The sequence below is a fragment of the uncultured Gardnerella sp. genome (genome assembly GCF_947280595.1).
Classification (GTDB): domain Bacteria; phylum Actinomycetota; class Actinomycetes; order Actinomycetales; family Bifidobacteriaceae; genus Bifidobacterium; species Bifidobacterium vaginale_A.
On the sequence record NZ_CAMYOS010000011.1, the window covers coordinates 25,112 to 45,228 of the forward strand.

A 20,117-nucleotide genomic window follows, 5' to 3' on the forward strand; every position below is an offset into this window, starting at 1 on the left:
ATATTGTTTTGCTTTTAATTTTATATTGTTTTGCTTTTAATTTAGAAAATAGTTTCAATACACGCATAAATATGGTGCTTTGCTTGTGGTAGTCTTAGTGAGTCGAGCAATCTTAAATAATTTATATAATGCTGATTGTTTTTAAGTTGTAATTATAAGAAACGAGGAATGATGGGCTGGTTTGGTTTTAAGCGCGGATCTCATGCTGCTAATGCAAAGTCCACTAAGGAAGTGGAAGAATCGCGTGAAAAACAACAAGATTTAGATAATAAAGAAGATAACAATTATATCAGCGCTTCAAAAACGTCTGATAATTATGATGATTCTGCTGATTCTGCTAATTCTTCTGATTATGATGGTGAAATACAGCATGGTCCTTGGGATGTCAATGATGATAATGTTCCAGACTATAGTGATTATTTGGATTTGGGTTCTTTTTATCTACCGTTCCTTCAAGGAATTTCGTTGCGTTTGAAGAAGCATCGTGAAACAAATCATATAATGGGAGTTATTGCTACATATGGTTCATCAAGCGTGTCAATCGAGGCATTTGCAGCACCTAAGTCTAGTGGGATTTGGGATGATATTCGTAAAGAGCTTATTGAGAGTAATGACAAAATAACTGAAATAGATGGAGCTTTTGGTAAAGAATTGCTTCTTCCAGTAAGCGTTGAAGGTAAAACTGTACAAACTAGATTTGTTGGTGTAGATGGTTCGCGTTGGATGCTTCGTGGCATATTCTCTGGGCAGGCTGCTGAACAATCTATGAAAAATAGTGATGAAACTTTAGCACTTAATGGCTGGTTCTCAAATATTGTTGTGAATCGAGGAGATGAACCTATGGCTCCTCGTGATTTAATTCCTATGCATGAACCAATAACTGCTAAGCAGCGCGCTGAAGCGTTGAGAGATGCACTAGGGCTTTCTGAAGCTACTGTTGAAGTGGAAGATGCTACTGGTGAAAGCTCTGGTGAGAACTCTGGTGAAAACTCTGGTGAAAACTCTGGTGAAAACTCTGGTGAAAACTCTGGTGAAAGCGGTGATAGTTCTCAAGATTCTATTCTAAAGCGTGATGATAGGCCTTTAGGTAAAGATCAGCAAGTTGAAGTTAAGACTACTCTTACTCGTGGCCCTATGTTCTCAGAAATTAGATAGAAGTAATCTAGATTTCTATAAGTTAGATATCGATAATCTTTCGGTTTCAAGCTAGATATTTGCGATTGAAGTAATCGTAAGTAGTCGTGGATACTTGTAAGTAGTAAGTAATCGTAAGTGTCGTAAGTAGTTGCGAGTAGTTGTAAGTAGTAGGTTTCGTAATAATCATATTAGGCTTATTTAAGTCTAGTGAATGCGTTTAGCTGTAAGTCTATTTAGAAGTACTTGTGAATAAGCCTAGTTAATATGATTTGTATAAGTTCGATAGTAAAAGGATACGCTGTTGGATAATAACGGTTTAAGCCAGAATGCATCAAATAAGAAACGCTCAGGGTTGGCATCTTTGGCTTTTATTGGATCTAAAGGAAACAATTTTTCTGTAGTTGATTCAATTGGTGGAGTTCGAGGAATAGTTGAATCCATGCTACCTGGCTTATTGTTCGTTATTTGCTATGTTGTAACACGAAACGTGCAGACAACTGTTATTGCATCCGCTGTTCTTGCTGTTTTGCAAGTTGTGATTCGTCTGATTCAGAGGCAGCCGCTTATGGGAGTAATTAGCGGACTTGTTTCCATTGCAATATGCCTTATTTGGGTTTGGACAAGTCGTCAAGCTCGCGACTATTACGTGTTGGGATTTATTACCAATGCTGTTTACGGTGTTTTTCTTGCTATATCGCTAATCGTGCGAGTGCCTGCTTTAGGGCTTGTGATTGAGTCGATTCGTAAAATGCCTACTGAAAATTTTGGCGCTTGGCTTCATGAGTGGCTTGACTATAAGCCGCTTAAGCGAGCTTACATGTATGTTACAGGATTGTGGATTTGCGTTTTTGCGTTAAGACTTATTTTGCAAGTGCCATTATATTTGAAGAATCACATTGTGTGGCTTGGACCTGTTCGATTGATTATGGGATTGCCGTTCTGGGCGCTCGCGATTTGGGTTTCCTACTTGATTATTGCAACTCCGTTTATGAGATTGCATCATAAAAATCGTGAAGATAAAGATAATAAGGATGAAACTAATCTTCCATTACCTAATGAGAGTGAAGGAAATTATAGCGGAGAAAATCAGTGTGAAACTAATCATCGTGGAGAAAATCAAAGCTCGAGCGCTGTAGCTGTAAATTAGAGTGGTGAAAATCAGTTCATCCAAACGTAAAATTAAGGGGTAGTCTATGCAAGTTACGATGCGTATTGAGCGTTATGCAGATCAAGGAAGATGTGTAGGTCATCTTGACGGACGCGTTGTGTTTGTGCGATTTGCGCTGCCTGGAGAGCTGGTCGTTGTACGCATGGATGAACCGATGCGTGCAAAAGCTCACTTTTTTACTGGTGAAGTGGTAGAAGTTTTAGAACCTAGCGCGGATCGTGTGAATCCGAAATGGAAACTTGCTGGTCCTTTGGCTCAGGGTGGAGGAGTTGGAGGTGCTGATTTAATTCACGTTTCTTTGCCTGGACAGATTCGTTGGAAATCTTCCGTAATTGCCAATCAATTCCAGCGTTTAGCGCATATGGATGTTTTGGATAACGATGTTAGAGTTGAGCGAATGCCAGGCGATGAGGAGCTTAACGGATTTAATTGGCGTACGCGCATGGAGTTGGTTGCTGATAATGAAGGGCGATTGTCTATGCGAAAGCGCGAGTCGCATGATCGCATTGCGATTGATACTATGCCGCTTGCATCGCGTGCTGTTTTAGCTGTTGCGGATTCTTTGGATTTGTGGAATCGTAAATTTGAGCCGAATTCGCAAATTCGCCTTGCTGTTCCAGAGCCTAGGGTTGATGGTTTGGATTTTGGTGTTGATTCTAGTGTTGATCCTAGTGTTGATTCTAGTGATAAGGCTGGTGATAAGGCTGCGCTTCTTAGTGCGATTGGCGAAAATTATGCGCTTATAGTAAACGATGAGCTTGTCGCAGGCTCTGATTTGTTGCGAGAGCGTGTGAGCGTTGCTGTTGATGGCGATTCATCGCATATGTGTACTTTTGATTACGATGTTGATGCGCGCGGTTTTTGGCAGATTCATCGCGAAGCTCCAGAGCATTTAGTGAGTTACGTTTTGGGATTAGTTCGTTCTGTGCTTGGTGGGCGTAGTAAAAATACGGTTTTGTGGGATTTGTATTCTGGTTCGGGTTTGTTTACTATTCCGCTTGCGACTTTGGCTAATGTGAGCGGAGGTTCTGCGGGTGCTGGTGTTGCTGGTTCTCTTGGTTCTGATAGTTCTGCTAGTTTTGCAGCGCCTGCTCGCGTTCTTAGTATTGAGGGTGCGCCGATTGCTGTAAAGAATGCAAGAAGAAATATTGGGCGTGCTGGTCTTAGTAGAGATGTTGTTGAAGCTCTTGAAGGTGATGTTGCGCAAACGCTTGAGTCACAGGTGTTTAAGGCGAGTGAGTCATCTAAGATTGTTCATCGATTTGCGCATCCAGATGTTGTTGTGCTAGATCCTCCTCGCGCTGGTGCTAAAGCTCAAGTTTGTAAGCAGATTGCGAAGTCTGGAGTAAGAAGCGTTGTGTATGTTGCTTGCGATCCGACTAGTCTTGCTCGTGATGTCGGCACTTTTAAAGAACTTGGTTACAGAGTTCAGTCCTTGCGCGCGTTTGATTTGTATCCAAATACTCACCACGTGGAGACTGTCGTATTGATGACAAGGGCTGATTAGGTGGGTGCATTTTTGCCCTTGTATAGCAAGGGTTTGCGAGGGCTATCGTTAAAAGGTTTAATGCGCGTGGTGGCTTTAAGCTGGGTTCTCGCGGTTTTTGAGTGCAGTTTGGCTGTTTGAGGGAACATATCAACGCTCTGGGGTCGAGTGCACAGGATGTTAACGTTAAAAAGTGCACCCACTTTGCACCCAGCTGGTGAAGTGGGGAATGTCAATCAACGTTGAAGCTCTAACCCTGCTATCGCGCGATTAGCAAAGCTAATCGATGCGAAGCAGAGGTAGGTCTCATGTCAAGAATCTCCAAGAGAAGCGACCGAATAGGAAGCTTCGATTGGAAAGATTCGACGGCGGAGGCTCTAGTATTGATGACAAGAATAAATTAGAGTTTGTGGAGGACTGGATTGAATATAAAAGTAAAAGAAATTGAGAATAAACTAGAAAAGGAATCTGTATCGAGAGAAGTATTGTATGATCTTCAAGAATGGTTTGGAATGCCAGAAAGTACAGAAGAATATATTCAAGATTCACAGGAAAAGCCTTTTCTTGCTTGTTATATTAATGATAAACTTGTTGGGTTTATTGTGTTAAACGCAACCAGCAAGGATTGTGCAGAGATTTTTGTGATGGGTATAAAAAAGAAATTCCATAGAATGGGAGTTGGCTCGGTACTTAACAAAGCATACGAAGCTATGGCAAGGAAGATGGGTTACACATACTCACAGGTAAAAACTGTTCAGATGGGACACTACAAAGAATATGATATTACAAATCATTTTTATATCGCGATGGGATATAAAGAATTGGAATGTTTTCCAACTTTATGGGATGAGTGGAATCCGTGTCAAATATATATTAAATATCTAGGAGTGTGAGAACTCTAAGTTTATTTGCTTGAAACCTTTTAACGATAGGCAGAGATAATTGTTAAAAGGTTCATGGATATGTTTCTGCATACGAACATGTCGATAAGACATACCTAGTGTTTACTCGTTTAATGTGAAAGCTGCGGCGGAGGCTCTAGTATTGATGACAAACGAATAGAAAAAAAGAGAATTGAGGGAAAGTGTATGTTAGAAAGTAGACCTGAATTTAAAGATATAAAATCATTTGAAGAATTCAACAAATATTATTGGTATCGAGAGGAGTTATCAAAAGTTTGTAAGTCTCTTGGATTAGAATATAGAGGAACAAAAAAGGAACTGAATTATATTATAGAAGAATATTTTAAGGGAAATAAAATAAAAAAATCTTCAAGGAATAAAAATAAAAAGATAACTGATAATATAACATTAAATACTCCATTACTAGAATGTGGATTTTCATTCAATCAAAAATTTAGAGACTATTTTTCAGAGCAAACTGGAATTAAGCCATTTAAATTTAATGCGAATATGGCAGAAGCTTGGCGAAAAGTAAAAAGAAAGAACGACAAAAATTTTACAATTAAAAATATGCTTGATGTATATAATGGAGACTCTGATTACGCAAAATATGATAATACTACTAACCAATGGAACCAGTTTGTAAAAGATTTTAACTTAGATGAACGTAGTGATAAATTTTCTAATAAGATGAAAGTTGCTGCAATTCTTTGGAACGAAGTGAGAGAATCTAACCAAAGTAAAGTATATTCAAAAGAGCTTTTAAGCAAATATGCAGATAAAATAAAAGGATATTGTAAATGAGTAAATTCTACATTATATAATGTGCATTATATATCAAAAATATAAAACTAGATATGTTTCCAAATACGTACTAGTATAAAAAACCTATGATATGTTTACCAATACGAGGAAAACATTAAAAAAAGTCAATGATATGTTCGCGAAAACGAAAAAATGAACTTTTTATCCATAGTGTTGACTCCAGGCAACTGGCGACAATGAGTTTAATGTAACCTACAGTGTAGACCAGCTCATTACAGAGGGAGAAAATACAAAGACCGTCCACTCTGCTTATATAGTGAGTGTCTATGTAGATGGTTCTGGAAATATGGTACTGGTTAAGAATCCGACCATTACCAACATACCTAAGAAATCAAGTTATAAACCAAAAGCCATTGAAAGTGAGGGGACGGTTGATTCCATTACAACCAATGAAATCAATGAGTTTTTAACGACGTTCTTCAAGCTCTATCCTACAGCGACAGCCAGTGAACTTTCCTACTATGTGAATGACGGGATATTAAAACCAATCGGAAAAGAGTACATCTTTCAAGAACTGGTAAATCCTATTCACAATCGTAAGGATAATCAAGTCACGGTATCGCTGACAGTGGAGTATATCGACCAGCAGACCAAAGCAACGCAGGTATCTCAATTTGATTTGGTACTTGAAAAGAACGGGAGTAATTGGAAGATTATAGAATAACAAATATTGGTACATTATTACAGCTATTTTGTAATCACGTACTCTCTTTGATAAAAAATTGGAGATTCCTTTACAAATATGCTCTTACGTGCTATTATTTAAGTATCTATTTAAAAGGAGTTAATAAATATGCGGCAAGGTATTCTTAAATAAACTGTCAATTTGATAGTGGGAACAAATAATTGGATGTCCTTTTTTAGGAGGGCTTAGTTTTTTGTACCCAGTTTAAGAATACCTTTATCATGTGATTCTAAAGTATCCAGAGAATATCTGTATGCTTTGTATACCTATGGTTATGCATAAAAATCCCAGTGATAAAAGTATTTATCACTGGGATTTTTATGCCCTTTTGGGTTTTTGAATGGAGGAAAATCACATGAAAATTATTAATATTGGAGTTTTAGCTCATGTTGATGCAGGAAAAACTACCTTAACAGAAAGCTTATTATATAACAGTGGAGCGATTACAGAATTAGGAAGCGTGGACAAAGGTACAACGAGGACGGATAATACGCTTTTAGAACGTCAGAGAGGAATTACAATTCAGACAGGAATAACCTCTTTTCAGTGGGAAAATACGAAGGTGAACATCATAGACACGCCAGGACATATGGATTTCTTAGCAGAAGTATATCGTTCATTATCAGTTTTAGATGGGGCAATTCTACTGATTTCTGCAAAAGATGGCGTACAAGCACAAACTCGTATATTATTTCATGCACTTAGGAAAATGGGGATTCCCACAATCTTTTTTATCAATAAGATTGACCAAAATGGAATTGATTTATCAACGGTTTATCAGGATATTAAAGAGAAACTTTCTGCCGAAATTGTAATCAAACAGAAGGTAGAACTGTATCCTAATATGTGTGTGACGAACTTTACCGAATCTGAACAATGGGATACGGTAATAGAGGGAAACGATGACCTTTTAGAGAAATATATGTCCGGTAAATCATTAGAAGCATTGGAACTCGAACAAGAGGAAAGCATAAGATTTCAGAATTGTTCTCTGTTCCCTCTTTATCATGGAAGTGCAAAAAGTAATATAGGGATTGATAACCTTATAGAAGTGATTACGAATAAATTTTATTCATCAACACATCGAGGTCCGTCTGAACTTTGCGGAAATGTTTTCAAAATTGAATATACAAAAAAAAGACAACGTCTTGCATATATACGCCTTTATAGTGGAGTACTACATTTACGAGATTCGGTTAGAGTATCAGAAAAAGAAAAAATAAAAGTTACAGAAATGTATACTTCAATAAATGGTGAATTATGTAAGATTGATAGAGCTTATTCTGGAGAAATTGTTATTTTGCAAAATGAGTTTTTGAAGTTAAATAGTGTTCTTGGAGATACAAAACTATTGCCACAGAGAAAAAAGATTGAAAATCCGCACCCTCTACTACAAACAACTGTTGAACCGAGTAAACCTGAACAGAGAGAAATGTTGCTTGATGCCCTTTTGGAAATCTCAGATAGTGATCCGCTTCTACGATATTACGTGGATTCTACGACACATGAAATTATACTTTCTTTCTTAGGGAAAGTACAAATGGAAGTGATTAGTGCACTGTTGCAAGAAAAGTATCATGTGGAGATAGAACTAAAAGAGCCTACAGTCATTTATATGGAGAGACCGTTAAAAAATGCAGAATATACCATTCACATCGAAGTGCCGCCAAATCCTTTCTGGGCTTCCATTGGTTTATCTGTATCACCGCTTCCGTTGGGAAGTGGAATGCAGTATGAGAGCTCGGTTTCTCTTGGATACTTAAATCAATCATTTCAAAATGCAGTTATGGAAGGGATACGCTATGGTTGCGAACAAGGATTATATGGTTGGAATGTGACGGACTGTAAAATCTGTTTTAAGTATGGCTTATACTATAGCCCTGTTAGTACCCCAGCAGATTTTCGGATGCTTGCTCCTATTGTATTGGAACAAGTCTTAAAAAAAGCTGGAACAGAATTGTTAGAGCCATATCTTAGTTTTAAAATTTATGCGCCACAGGAATATCTTTCACGAGCATACAACGATGCTCCTAAATATTGTGCGAACATCGTAGACACTCAATTGAAAAATAATGAGGTCATTCTTAGTGGAGAAATCCCTGCTCGGTGTATTCAAGAATATCGTAGTGATTTAACTTTCTTTACAAATGGACGTAGTGTTTGTTTAACAGAGTTAAAAGGGTACCATGTTACTACCGGTGAACCTGTTTGCCAGCCCCGTCGTCCAAATAGTCGGATAGATAAAGTACGATATATGTTCAATAAAATAACTTAGTGTATTTTATGTTGTTATATAAATATGGTTTCTTGTTAAATAAGATGAAATATTTTTTAATAAAGATTTGAATTAAAGTGTAAAGGAGGAGATAGTTATTATAAACTACAAGTGGATATTGTGTCCTGTATGTGGAAATAAAACACGATTAAAGATAAGGGAAGATACTGAATTAAAAAAATTCCCCCTCTATTGTCCGAAATGCAGACAAGAAAATTTAATTGAAATAAAGCAGTTCAAAGTAACTGTGATTACAGAGCCAGACGCAAAGACGCAGAGCCGATAAAATGAGATTAATACAATCTCATTTTATCGGCTCTTTCCGTTATGTATGGATTCTTTTAATTAGTCTTCGATGTTTCTTGCTTCGTTGATACCGCTGGCTAAAGATTCCATTAAGGATAGTTCTTTGTCTGTAAAGCTATCCATGTATTTCTCTATCTGTAATCGTCGGGTGCTTTTTACCAAGTTATTAGCAGGTAAGAAAAATTCGGCAGTGTCAAGAATTTTGTGTAAACTCCACTAGTTGTCAATCAAGCTATCAATCCAATAATATTTGCTTTTCTACGAAAAGCAAATATTATTGGATTTCGAATTTTTCGTGCAGGTCATAAGACGCTAATCCAAATCCTCTATGAATTCTTTCTTTAGATAATTCATTTTGTTCAATACAAAATACTCCTAGATAACGATTTAAACTATCCTCTGCTGGAAACTGTTCCTTTGCTTTTAATCGTTTTTTTTTTAGTTGCTTATTGAGACTTTCAATTAAATTAGTCGTATAAATACTTTGACGAATTTGTTTAGGGAAGTCAAAAAAGACTAATAAATCGTCATAAACTGAATCAATACTTGCACAGACTTTAGGATAACGTTTGTGTATGTTTTCTAGAAATTCGTTTAATTTTTTCTCTGCATCTTCTTTATTGTTTGATTGATAAACTTTCTTAAGTGAATCTACTAATTCTCTTTTATCTTCAACTCTTACCTTCTTTTGTAATTGTCGGATTAAATGAACCCAACAAGTTTGATATTTTGCGTTAGGAAACACGCTTAAAAGAGCAGTCTTAACCCCACTAAGTCCATCTGTAATAAATAGTAAAACTTCTTGTAATCCTCTTTGTTTCAATGATTCCAACATTTCTTTATAGTGTTCAGCAGATTCAGTAGGATAGATTGCATAATCAAGAATTTCTTTACTGCCTTCTGGAGTAATTCCTACTAAAAAGTGAACAGCTTCCTTTTGAACAGTAGCTCTTCTTAAATGAACATACGTTGCATCAGCATAAATCACTGCATAACGAGATTGAACTTTTCTTTGATGAAATTCTTTAACAGAGTCTTCAACTTGTTTTGTAATATTTGTTACGGTAGTAGGGCTATAGTGATGACCGTAAACATCTTCGATACACTCTGCAATTTCACGGTTAGTAAAGCCTTTAGAATAAAGTTTAATAATAACCTCTTCTAATTTTTCGGAATTTCTTTTATAAGCTTTAATAATTTTTTGCTCGAATTCTCCGTTACGATCTCGTGGAATATGGATATTTAAAATACCATATTCTGAATAAATTTTACGATTATAGCCACCATTTCTTGAATTTCCGGTGTTATATCCCTCTACAGAATGTTTAGGGTAGTTTAAATGCTCTGTTAATTCAACTTGAAGTAATTGATTAATCCCATTTTCAATCGCTTCTTTTAATAAGTGATTAATATTGTCACCTTGTAATAGTCTTTTTGTCAATTCTGTGTTAAAATCCATTTAGAAGTCACTCCTTTGTTAATTTGTTTTGGTAGATTAATTATACAACTAGTGGCTTCTTTTTTTATACTCTTTTTTGTGTTTAAAAATATCAGCTTTTCAATCGGAATGCGTAATGCTAAATTGGATACAATAGATATTGGAACAGGAGATAACTATTTTCTGGATATTTCCAATAACTCTGACCAGGTCATAGATGCAATTATTGACACATATAACAAATTACCTGAAAGAAAAGGCAAACAGCAGCGTGGGAGAAAAACAAAGCAGGAATGGAAGAAGATATTAGCCAAAGAGAGCAAAGGAGAATTTGGCGCAAATTCTGTATTGATTCCAAGGGGCATCAGAGCAACGGGGAAAATTTATCTATCAAAAAATCCTGTATTTGTGTCTACAAATTTTGTTGTTTGTACGTTGCCTTCATTGAGCGAAGCAATCATGCTATCCACTTGGATGAGCACAATTTTTTATCAATTAATATGTGAAGTATCATCTAAAGATCAAGAGGGAATGAGAAAAATGGAGATTTGCGATATAGAAAAAACATTCATTCCAGTTTTTGACAACATTAAAAAAGAAACGAAAGATGCGTTGTTTAAAGAGTATTCTTCAATAAGATTTTTAAAATTGATTGACCCACAAATACGACAAGTAGATAGAATATGGGCAAATGAATTGTTTGGAGAAAACTCAGACACTATGTTAGATAATGCACGAAGAATGCTTGAATATCTCGCAAAGAGAAGGAACGCTTGATTTTTTATTCATTTAATGAATTAACTATTATACTGCCCCATTTATTAGAATGGGGCAGTAATACTGAGTGTTATAAACAATTAATAATAAATTTTGGCAGTATTTATTCTTCTACGTTTTCCATGATGTCTTCCAGTTTACAGTCCAATGCTTCGCAAATTTTGATGAGAACTTCAGTGGTGACGTTTTCACCTTTGCCAAGTTTTGCAATAGTTGATGAGCTTATTTTTGCAGCATTTTGCAAATCAGCCCTGTTCATGTTTTTTATCTATTAGTAGTTTCCATAGTCGGTTAAGAAAATAAAAGTTTACGAGGACAGGTTCAGCGTAACTTTTAAATCAGAGATTAGTGTGGATATTGAAAGGGCATCGTAAATTGAAATGGCATCGTAAAAGTCAAAAGAATGTGAGCATTTGAAATGTTACAAAAGTCAACCTAGTGGGAATACTCTCTAGGCTGTTTTTTGTTTTTATGCTCAAAAACCAAGTTATTAAGCCAATCTTAAACTTTTAACGATAGCTTTTTCTATCGTTAAAAGGTGCACCCAATATCCATAGTGTGCACTCAAAAAAGTGTAGCTATACTTGGAGTTCTCTCAATCCACGTCGAGAGTGTTGTCTTGATGTCACGGGCTGATTAGGTGGGTGCAAATTTGCCTTTGTGTAGCAGGGGTTAGCGAGGGTTATCGTTAAAAGGTTTAGCGTATGGCGGCTTTAGGCTGGCTTGGCGTGGTTTTTGAGTGCGATTTTGCTGTATGAGGGAACATGTCGACGCTCTGGGGTCGAGTGCACAAGATGGATAACGTTAAAAAGTGCACCCACTTTGCACCCACCTTGTGGAGTGGGAAAATAAGGTTTAGGCTAATTATCGAAGTGGTTCAATTATGATAATTATGCAAAACTATAGATCTGTTATATCAGTCCACAGCTCACACTGAGTCATTACTGTTTGAACAGCATCTTCCATACCTTCAAGAGGATAGTGGTGCTCCTTAAGAAACATAAATACCCGCCGGAGGGCATGGATGACGCTGTTGCTACTGTAATGCTTCAGTTTGACCTCTGGGTGGACAACAATGATATGGAGCATCGGGTAGTTAACTATAGTGAGGTACTGAAAGAGAGTAATAATCAGGAATTGATTATGGTTGCCGAAGACAGAGGAGTTTATGATAATAATGAGTGCTGGTACAGCTGATATAACGAAAAGAAGATGTTGTGGTTTCTGGCGGCTTTCGAATAGAGTTTCCTGATAATCAAAAGGCAAAAATGAAATGGAGAAATAATTATGAGTTCAAACGTAATAAGACATGATAACATTATCCCTTTAGTAACGCGTCAAAGCATAGCAAGCAGATATCATACGGTTACGAAAGCTATAAATCAAGAGTTTTGGAATTCAACGAGTGAAACCACACATAGTCTCTATGTTGGTTCTTATGGAAGAAACACAGCAATAAATACAAGTGACATAGATATACTTGTTGAAATTCCGGAAGATGAATATAATCGGTACTCATATTCTAAAGGGAATGGGCAATCTCGACTTTTACAGACTGTGAAGAATGCGATTGAAACTTCCTATTCAAGAAGCGATATTAGGGCAGATGGTCAGGTTGTTAAAATTGCCTTTTCTGATGGTATGAAATTTGAAGTGTTACCAGCGTTTCCGCAGACAAGTTGGGGTGGTAGTGTTTCATACAAATATCCAGATACGAATATGGGAGGAAACTGGAGAACAACAGATCCTAAGTCTGAGCAAAAAGCAATGAAGGGAAAGAACAGCTCATCTAATGGGTTATTGTGTGCTACTTGTAAGCACATAAGAACGATCAGAGATGATTCTTATTCGAGCTATCATCTGTCAGGAATTTTAATTGATTCCTTTGTATATGTTGCGATGGGAGGATGGCATTTTACGGATGGAGATAGCAATTCCTCAAGCCAACCAATATCGTATGAACAGGCATTACTTAATTATTATAATCATATTTCATGCAACGGAATATCTGCGCCAAGTCTATATGCTCCCGGAAGCGGAATGTCGATTGATACTACAAAGGGATGGGATGTCCTCGGCAAGATCCTAAATAAAATGGTATCGGAGTAAAATGGAAAGTGATAAAAGCTATAGGGCACGATTAAAAAATCAAATAAAGGATGCTTGTGGAAAAGTTATATACACATATACTGCGCATCACAAATTAGCTGATCGACTTGAGGAAGAAAATAAGTATGTGAAGAATGCACAGATTATATTGACCGCACTTTCTTCTTGCGGATTTTTTGCCAGCATTATAACAAACAAGGTCATATCGACATGGGTAGGCGGAATTACTGCTGTATTGTCTTTGTGCCTAAATCTATATGCCAAGGAATATAAGATTCAAAATGAAGTAAGCCAGCATCGAAATGCAGCAAATGTGTTGTGGGGTATTCGAGAAGAGTATGTTTCCTTATTAGTTGATTTTGAAGTGCTTGACGATAGTGAGATACAAAAAAAGAGAGATGTTCTTTGTAATAAAGTTTCAGAAGTCAATAATAATTATCCTGCAACTGATGAGAGAAGCTACAGGGCTGCGCAGAAGGCTTTGCAAAAGGAAGAAGAACAGACTTTTAATGAGAACGAGGTTGATTCCATTTTGCCTAATGGAATTGATAAGTGAATAATCGAAAGGGGTGAGTTATATGATACTCCCTGAAAATTTGATGAATTTGATTCGTCAGGGCGAGGGGCTGACGGTCGAATTCAAAAAATCAACAACAGATATTACGAAGGATGTCTACGATACTGTTTGTTCTTTTTCTAATCGGGATGGCGGTCATATTTTCTTTGGTGTGAAGGATAACGGGACAATTCTCGGTGTTGATAAAGACTGCGTTGAGCAGATGAAGAAAAATTTTGTTACGACGATCAACAATGAGAGAAAAATGTATCCTCCACTCTATTTGACTACAGAGGAATATGAGATCGATGGGCGTATTGTTCTTTATGTCTATGTCCCGGTTGGAAAAACCGTTTATCGCAATGTGGGCAGAATATTTGATCGCAATAATGAGTCTGACATCGATATTACAGATAATGCGGATATGGTTTTCAACCTTTATGCCCGTAAGCAAAGCACCTATTTTGTGAATAAGGTTTACCCTGCTATCCCGGTTTCAAGCCTTCGCCATGATCTTATGGATCGGGCAAGGAGAATGACGAGAGTGAATACTGAGCACCATCCGTGGATTGACATGACGGATGAGGAGATGCTCAGAAGCTGTGGGCTTATACTTGAGGATCCGGAAACGAACAAAGAAGGTATAACACTTGCGGCGATTTTGCTCTTTGGTACGGATAACCGTATCATGTCCGTGTTACCTCAGCATAAGACAGACGCTATTTTCAGAGTGTTTAATGTTGATCGTTATGATGACAGGGATGTGGTGATCACAAACCTGATTGAAAGTTATGATCGTCTGATGGAATTTGGAAAGAAGCATCTGAATGATGTTTTTACATTGGATGGTGTCCAGCGGATAAGCGCCAGAGATAAAATCCTTCGTGAGATTATTTCCAACCTGCTCATGCACCGTGATTTTTCCAGTGGATATGTACCGAAGCTTGTCATTGAACGGAATAAGATTACAACAGAGAATGCGAACCTTGCGCATGAACACGGCAACCTGAATCTGAAAACATTCAAGCCATTTGCAAAGAATCCGCCGATAGCAAAAGTGTTCCGTGAGATCGGTCTTGCTGATGAGCTTGGAAGCGGTATGCGCAACAGCTATAAATACACGAAGATGTATTCGGGTGTAGAGCCTGTCTTTACAGAGGCAGATGTTTTTACGACAGTGATTCCCCTTTCTGAGGTTGCAACTGCCACGGTCGGTCCGACTACCCAAGGTACTACCCAAGGTACTACCCAAGGTGCTATGCAAACTGAACTGAGCGAAAGAGATAAAACGTTAGTTAATCTCTTACTGAAGCATCCGGACCATACGCAAGCAAAGATTGCGAATGAATTAAACTGGGATGTTAATACTGTGAAATATTATATGAATAAGCTAAAGAAGAATTCCGTAATTCTACGCCACGGGACAAGTCAGAACGGCTATTGGGAAGTTATTTATAAGAATTGAGATTTAATATATTCGTCTGCATTTTAGGGCACTCCAAAGCGTACTTATAGATCAAGCCAAAGTGGCAAAACGCCAAGATGGCGTTTTAAGTGGCGTTTTGAATGATGTTTCGGTGGATAAGATAATAGAAGTCATTCAAAATGATCCTAAGATTACGCAGGTAGAACTTGTAAAGATACTTAATATTCCATATCGTTCTTTACAAAGAAAAATGGATGAGATGAAAGACTCTGGCCGCATAGAACGCATTGGTGGCAAGCGTTATGGTCACTGGAAGATTAATGAGTGATGTAGATGTGTGAAGGATTGACTTTATGTATGGGCAGAAAATAACGGAGAGATTATATTTGATGAATCAAGATCCTTATAAGGAATATATCAAAAAGTCCGATCCTGATAAGCGATAAGGGAACAAGATAAGGAGCAAGCCACGATACAAGATTTAATTCAATTTTGCTCTGTTCCTCGCAGCCGTAAAGAAATGCAAGAATTTATGGGGCTGACCGGTAGAGGAAACTTTTCGCAAAAATTACAAGTCCTCTTATGAAACATCAAATAAAAAGAAAAGGTCGTGAATAAATGAGCAGAATACTATGCCCGGAATGCGGGGCAAAAATATCAGATAAAGCTACGAATTGCCCGCATTGTGGATTTCAAAGTGCCGATTCAAAGAGGCCAATCAGTGAGCAGGACAAATACGAGATGGTTCCGATCTTCGAATATGATATTGAAGAGTGGCAGCCGAATCGAGGAGAACTAAGCATTATCTCATATGAAGATAATAGAAGTCTTATTCAGCATTTTGGTAAGTGGGAAAATATCAAGGTGAAGCTTCCTGCAATTGCAGAAGTAATAGGAGCTATGGCAAACAAGGATCACATCATGGTTGCTAAGTTAGATTCATATGTGAAGGATTTAATAGATAAGGGAATCTATCGATTCACCATTGATAAACAGGGAGAAATACTACCAACAATTCGTGACGAAGATGGATTTGTTAAACAGGTGAGACTTGAGGACATGGCCTTGACGCCTGATCTTATACAGTCATTAAACAATTTATCGACGCACGCGGTAATGGCTCAGATTCTTGATGAAATAGAATATGTCGGTTATGCAATAAGAGAAATCCATGTAGAGCTTCAGAATGATCGTCTTGCTATGGCAGAAGGAGCAAGGGATAAACTAATGCAGGCAAGGCTGATTCAGGATGCAAAGCTGAGAGAAGCGGCTATGCTGGATGTTATACATAGTGCGACAGATGCAAAGCGAGTATTGATGCGGAACTTTTCTCAGAATATGTATCATATCACCGAACATTCCCAGAAGTCTGATTTTCAAATGATGCTTGAATTCAAAGGAGAAAAAGACGTCAGCAGGAAGGCAATTGACGCATTTCAGGCACTTGTTTACATTACTAACTCTGTGCAGACCGAGTGTGAAGGATACGCAATGTTGGGAGAATACGAACCGTGCAAGGAATGCTTAGAGGAATTCAAATCCTTCATAGTGGAAAATAAACTTAATGAGCGAGATGCATTATTGTTGCTCAATGAGAATTCTTCTCAGAAGCGGAGCGAAGTAGTTGATCAGTTTACCGATATTGCAGCGAGGATTACAGCCTTTGATCCGAAGGCACAAATTGAGTATTCAGTACATAATCTGTTGACAGTAGAAACAGAACATACCGGAAGTGATTATGATGAGCAATAATAAAGGTCCAGAAATTCGTTATTGCAAGAAGTGCGGATGCGAACTTGTAAGCACGAATAAGTACAAGTTATGTGATAATTGCAGACGCGAAAGGAATGCAAATATTAGAAAGGCCGTATTAGGTGCGGTGGGTACGGTTGGCAGTATCGCACTTATTGTTGCCAAGGGAAAGCGTGGTGGTGGAGGAAATAAAGCCTGATCCGAGTTGAGGTGATGGGATTTCAGACATATTCCCTCAGAGCGAAGTCTTGAGGCGGTTGGTAAATCTGTGCATTTGCATATTATTAGGCAGGAACATGGTCTTTGACCTGTTTCCGAGAGCGGACAAGGGTAAAATCGGTGTGTTTTCCTCAAAAAATGAGCTTTGACCAATTCCCGCGAACAAACGTGAATTTGGCTACACGCTCGACATTAATATGAAGCAGTCGTGCCAACGCGAAAATAGAGCTTTGATAGCTCTCCGAGATTGGCTGCTCCCTATGGCTCATGAACGGGCGAGTGACAATCGAAGATTAGGCAGCTAAATTATCATTTCCCTATCCATTAATTTCTTCTACTTAATCTATAAATTTCAATTAAAAAAGCGACTGAACTTATATTTCAATCGCTGAATGTCTTATATATTAAATTGTTTTAAGTGAGGCTTCTTATACTTACCATTTTTACCTCCTAATTTTGAGTATAAAAAAGACGATAGAGTTTTAACTGTCTATCGTCTAATACCTTTACTATGATATTTTTAAATCTTTTTTGACCAATATACTTTTAATAATTTAGAAAATATTATTTGTACAAATGCAACTATTATTAACGCTAAAAAGGCTTCATAACTTACATATGCTACAATTAAAGAAACTATTACAATAACCATTGAAAATATAGGTATTATATTTGATCCTGACTTCATCTTTATTAATATCATTCTTTCATCTGTTTCTTTAGTATGCATCTTCTCCAATATATCTCTATTTCTATATGCTCTACCAAGCATTGACATGTAGAATACAGATACAAGTTCAAGTCCAATAAAAAATACTGCTACATAATATGTCACATCTTCTTTTAATGGAAATTTATATTTTAAGTAAAAATTTCCAATAATAACTGCGAGTAAGGCAACCATACATAATAAGACTAAAATACTAATTCTAAATCCTATTTCTTTTTTATATTTTTCTAATTTGTTCATATTAATCATCCTCTTCTATACTAAATATTTCTTCAATACTCATATCAAAAAACTTAGCAATTTTAAAAGCCAACGGCAGTGACGCTATATATTTCCCGGTTTCAATGGAAGTTATGGTCTGTCTTGTTACTCCAACTTCATTTGCCAATTCTTCTTGAGTTATTTTATGCTGTTTTCTTAATTGAGAAATTGCATTTTTCATTTTCCTCCTCCAACAGCAAGCTCACTTTACATATAAAGTAAAGCTCGCTTTGCTTTTTTTGTCAAGCGTACTTTGCTTTTTTATAATTTCTTAAACTAAAAAGACGATAGATTTTTACTATCTATCATTTGTTGCTATATTCAATCCTATAATTAGTTTTTTTATATTTTTATTTTTAATACCTTAGATTTTGAAGTTAATTTAGCTTTATCCCTATTTTTCAAAAAATCTTCACGATCAAACAAATTCTTTTTATCATAATCTTCAAGTAATTTGTAATTCTTGAACAGGAAGCAAAAGTCGTAAGAAGAATTTATAGAGAATATTTAGAAGGAGCAAGCCTTAGAGATATAGCGGAGGGTCTTGAAAAAGATGGCATTAAAAACGGTGCGGGACATTTAAAATGGCACTTGTCTAATATTAAAACCATTTTGCAAAACGAAAAATATATTGGTGATGCTCTTTTACAAAAAACCATCACGACAGATTTTATTAACCATGTTCGTATAAAAAATGATGGAACAGAACCACAGTATTATGTAAAAGATAGCCACGCGTCTATTATTCCAAGAGATATTTTCTTTAAAGTTCAAGAAGAAATGGTAAGACGAGCCAACATGTTTAGTGGTGAGGAGAATAAAAAAAGGAGAGTTTATTCCAGTAAGTACGCTTTATCCAGTTTATGTGTTTGTTCTAAGTGTGGGGATGTTTACAGAAGAATTGCTTGGAACAACCGAGGAGTGCATTCTGTTGTTTGGCGTTGTTGTACCAGATGGGAAAATGGTCCTAGTGCTTGCGATGCTCCGACAGTACAAGAGAACGAACTGCAGTCTGCCATAGTGAAAGCCATAAACAAGGTGTTTAGTATATCGGATGAAGTATTAGACATGTTGAAGAATAATATTAGAGAAATTATCGCGGGCAATAACTTAAGCGAGATTGAAATGGTTGATAAAAGAATTGCAGATAAACAAGCGATACTACTAACCTTGCTTAAAGCTAAAAAAGACTACACGAAAACTGCCAACGAGATTGATGAGCTTAAAGTTAAGAAACAGCAGCTTCTTATAGAAAAAGCAGGTCAAGAAGATGCTAAAAGACGAATCAGAGAAATGGAAGATTTTCTGAAAAGTGAGCGTCACGATATTAGTGAGTATGATGAGAAGCTGGTAAGAAAGTACATCAAGAAAATAAAAGTTTACGAGGACAGGTTCAGCGTAACTTTTAAATCAGAGATTAGTGTGGATATTGAAAGGGCATCGTAAAAGCCAAAAGAATGTGAGCGTTTGAAATGTTACAAAAGTCAGCCTAGGGGTAATCCTCTCTAGGCTGTTTTTTATGCTTAATAATCAAGCTATTAAGCCAATCTTAAACCTTTTAACGATAGCTTTTTCTATCGTTAAAAAGTGTAGATATACTAGGAGTTCTCTCAATCCATACAGAATCAGTGGTGCTCCTTTACAAATCGCACTGAATCAAGATATCGTTTTGATGATTTCTACTGTGTCTGCAGTCTGTTGTAGCGTTTTCGTACATTTTGTAGTAAGTCTTAGCGTGGTTAAATGTTAAAAGGTTTAATGCGAAGCGGATTTAAGCTGATTCATAGCGATTTTTGAGTGTGATTTTGCTGTATGAGGGAAGATATCAACGCTCTGTGGTCGAGTGCACAGGATGTTAACGTACTTCGCTTGCGTTGAAAGCACACTGTGCTTTCAACTTTGAGCAAGCTCAGCGAATCGAAGTGCATTCGCGAATTATGTTATTCCTCGCGGCTATTAGTAGCCGTTCGGCTGATTTGGCATGTAAAGTCCACTGGACTTTACATTTGAGCCAAATCACGCTTTGAAGGAGCTTGAAATGCGTTATGCAATTTCAAGCTCTGTC

At 37.0% G+C, this 20,117-nt stretch carries 18 protein-coding genes and 3 pseudogenes; 16 read left to right on the plus strand and 5 right to left on the minus strand.

Annotation, left to right across the window (positions count from 1 at the left end):
• Positions 1–171 precede the first annotated feature (171 nt).
• The 9 genes and pseudogenes from Q0X59_RS04525 to Q0X59_RS04565 all read left to right on the plus strand — a co-directional run bounded on the left by Q0X59_RS04525 (position 172) and on the right by Q0X59_RS04565 (position 8,764).
• Positions 172–1,155, plus strand: coding sequence for a DUF3710 domain-containing protein (locus tag Q0X59_RS04525; RefSeq protein WP_297643484.1), 984 nt, complete (start codon positions 172–174; stop codon positions 1,153–1,155).
• 283 nt (positions 1,156–1,438) lie between these two features.
• Positions 1,439–2,284 carry a DUF3159 domain-containing protein gene (locus Q0X59_RS04530; RefSeq protein WP_297643446.1) on the plus strand — a complete coding sequence of 282 codons (846 nt, stop codon included), beginning with the start codon at positions 1,439–1,441 and terminating at the stop codon, positions 2,282–2,284.
• Positions 2,285–2,330: 46 nt separating this feature from the next.
• Positions 2,331–3,812, plus strand: a complete 1,482-nt coding sequence (locus Q0X59_RS04535) for a TRAM domain-containing protein (protein ID WP_297643448.1) — start codon at positions 2,331–2,333, stop codon at positions 3,810–3,812.
• Between the two features lie 401 nt (positions 3,813–4,213).
• Positions 4,214–4,684, plus strand: coding sequence for a GNAT family N-acetyltransferase (locus tag Q0X59_RS04540; protein WP_004111719.1), 471 nt, complete (start codon positions 4,214–4,216; stop codon positions 4,682–4,684).
• Between the two features lie 195 nt (positions 4,685–4,879).
• Positions 4,880–5,497, plus strand: coding sequence for an SAP domain-containing protein (locus tag Q0X59_RS04545; protein WP_004574894.1), 618 nt, complete (start codon positions 4,880–4,882; stop codon positions 5,495–5,497).
• 178 nt (positions 5,498–5,675) lie between these two features.
• Positions 5,676–6,182 (plus strand): annotated as a pseudogene (locus tag Q0X59_RS04550) (conjugal transfer protein); the annotation flags it as partial.
• Positions 6,183–6,426: 244 nt separating this feature from the next.
• Complete coding sequence (locus tag Q0X59_RS04555) at positions 6,427–6,543, plus strand: tetracycline resistance determinant leader peptide (RefSeq protein WP_001791010.1); 117 nt, start codon at positions 6,427–6,429, stop codon at positions 6,541–6,543.
• A 15-nt stretch (positions 6,544–6,558) separates the two neighbouring features.
• On the plus strand, positions 6,559–8,478 hold the full coding sequence (gene tet(M) / locus Q0X59_RS04560) for a tetracycline resistance ribosomal protection protein Tet(M) (protein WP_000691736.1): 1,920 nt from the start codon (positions 6,559–6,561) through the stop codon (positions 8,476–8,478).
• A 118-nt stretch (positions 8,479–8,596) separates the two neighbouring features.
• Positions 8,597–8,764 carry a cysteine-rich KTR domain-containing protein gene (locus Q0X59_RS04565; protein WP_000336323.1) on the plus strand — a complete coding sequence of 56 codons (168 nt, stop codon included), beginning with the start codon at positions 8,597–8,599 and terminating at the stop codon, positions 8,762–8,764.
• Positions 8,765–8,823: 59 nt separating this feature from the next.
• On the opposite strand, the pseudogene Q0X59_RS04570 reads toward Q0X59_RS04565, so the two are convergent.
• Both Q0X59_RS04570 and Q0X59_RS04575 read right to left on the minus strand, forming a co-directional pair.
• Positions 8,824–8,982: pseudogene (locus tag Q0X59_RS04570) on the minus strand (XRE family transcriptional regulator); the annotation flags it as partial.
• Positions 8,983–9,058: 76 nt separating this feature from the next.
• Complete coding sequence (locus Q0X59_RS04575; protein WP_297643463.1) at positions 9,059–10,243, minus strand: IS256 family transposase; 1,185 nt, start codon at positions 10,241–10,243, stop codon at positions 9,059–9,061.
• Positions 10,244–10,294: 51 nt separating this feature from the next.
• On the opposite strand from Q0X59_RS04575, the gene Q0X59_RS04580 reads away from it, so the two are divergent.
• Positions 10,295–10,999, plus strand: a complete 705-nt coding sequence (locus Q0X59_RS04580; RefSeq protein WP_297643465.1) for a hypothetical protein — start codon at positions 10,295–10,297, stop codon at positions 10,997–10,999.
• A gap of 103 nt (positions 11,000–11,102) precedes the next feature.
• On the opposite strand, the pseudogene Q0X59_RS04585 reads toward Q0X59_RS04580, so the two are convergent.
• Positions 11,103–11,271: pseudogene (locus Q0X59_RS04585) on the minus strand (helix-turn-helix transcriptional regulator).
• Between the two features lie 1,015 nt (positions 11,272–12,286).
• Between Q0X59_RS04585 and Q0X59_RS04590 the strand changes: the two are divergent.
• The 5 genes from Q0X59_RS04590 to Q0X59_RS04610 all read left to right on the plus strand — a co-directional run bounded on the left by Q0X59_RS04590 (position 12,287) and on the right by Q0X59_RS04610 (position 16,842).
• The gene (locus Q0X59_RS04590) at positions 12,287–13,108 is read left to right on the plus strand and encodes a nucleotidyltransferase domain-containing protein (RefSeq protein ID WP_297643470.1); all 822 of its coding nucleotides are present in this window, start codon (positions 12,287–12,289) and stop codon (positions 13,106–13,108) included.
• Position 13,109: 1 nt separating this feature from the next.
• Positions 13,110–13,664 carry an SLATT domain-containing protein gene (locus Q0X59_RS04595; protein ID WP_297643472.1) on the plus strand — a complete coding sequence of 185 codons (555 nt, stop codon included), beginning with the start codon at positions 13,110–13,112 and terminating at the stop codon, positions 13,662–13,664.
• A 22-nt stretch (positions 13,665–13,686) separates the two neighbouring features.
• Positions 13,687–15,129 carry an RNA-binding domain-containing protein gene (locus Q0X59_RS04600; protein ID WP_297643475.1) on the plus strand — a complete coding sequence of 481 codons (1,443 nt, stop codon included), beginning with the start codon at positions 13,687–13,689 and terminating at the stop codon, positions 15,127–15,129.
• A 61-nt stretch (positions 15,130–15,190) separates the two neighbouring features.
• Positions 15,191–15,418, plus strand: a complete 228-nt coding sequence (locus Q0X59_RS04605) for a winged helix-turn-helix transcriptional regulator (RefSeq protein WP_297643477.1) — start codon at positions 15,191–15,193, stop codon at positions 15,416–15,418.
• Positions 15,419–15,708: 290 nt separating this feature from the next.
• On the plus strand, positions 15,709–16,842 hold the full coding sequence (locus Q0X59_RS04610; protein WP_297643479.1) for a zinc ribbon domain-containing protein: 1,134 nt from the start codon (positions 15,709–15,711) through the stop codon (positions 16,840–16,842).
• A gap of 739 nt (positions 16,843–17,581) precedes the next feature.
• On the opposite strand, the gene Q0X59_RS04615 is transcribed toward Q0X59_RS04610, so the two are convergent.
• Both Q0X59_RS04615 and Q0X59_RS04620 read right to left on the minus strand, forming a co-directional pair.
• Positions 17,582–18,031 carry a hypothetical protein gene (locus Q0X59_RS04615; protein ID WP_075523999.1) on the minus strand — a complete coding sequence of 150 codons (450 nt, stop codon included), beginning with the start codon at positions 18,029–18,031 and terminating at the stop codon, positions 17,582–17,584.
• 1 nt (position 18,032) lies between these two features.
• A complete protein-coding gene (locus Q0X59_RS04620) occupies positions 18,033–18,233 on the minus strand; it encodes a helix-turn-helix transcriptional regulator (protein WP_101889313.1) in 201 nt (66 codons plus the stop codon).
• Positions 18,234–18,511: 278 nt separating this feature from the next.
• On the opposite strand from Q0X59_RS04620, the gene Q0X59_RS04625 reads away from it, so the two are divergent.
• Entirely contained in the window at positions 18,512–19,498 is a 987-nt protein-coding gene (locus Q0X59_RS04625; RefSeq protein ID WP_366517018.1) for a recombinase family protein, read from the plus strand.
• Positions 19,499–20,117 lie beyond the last annotated feature (619 nt).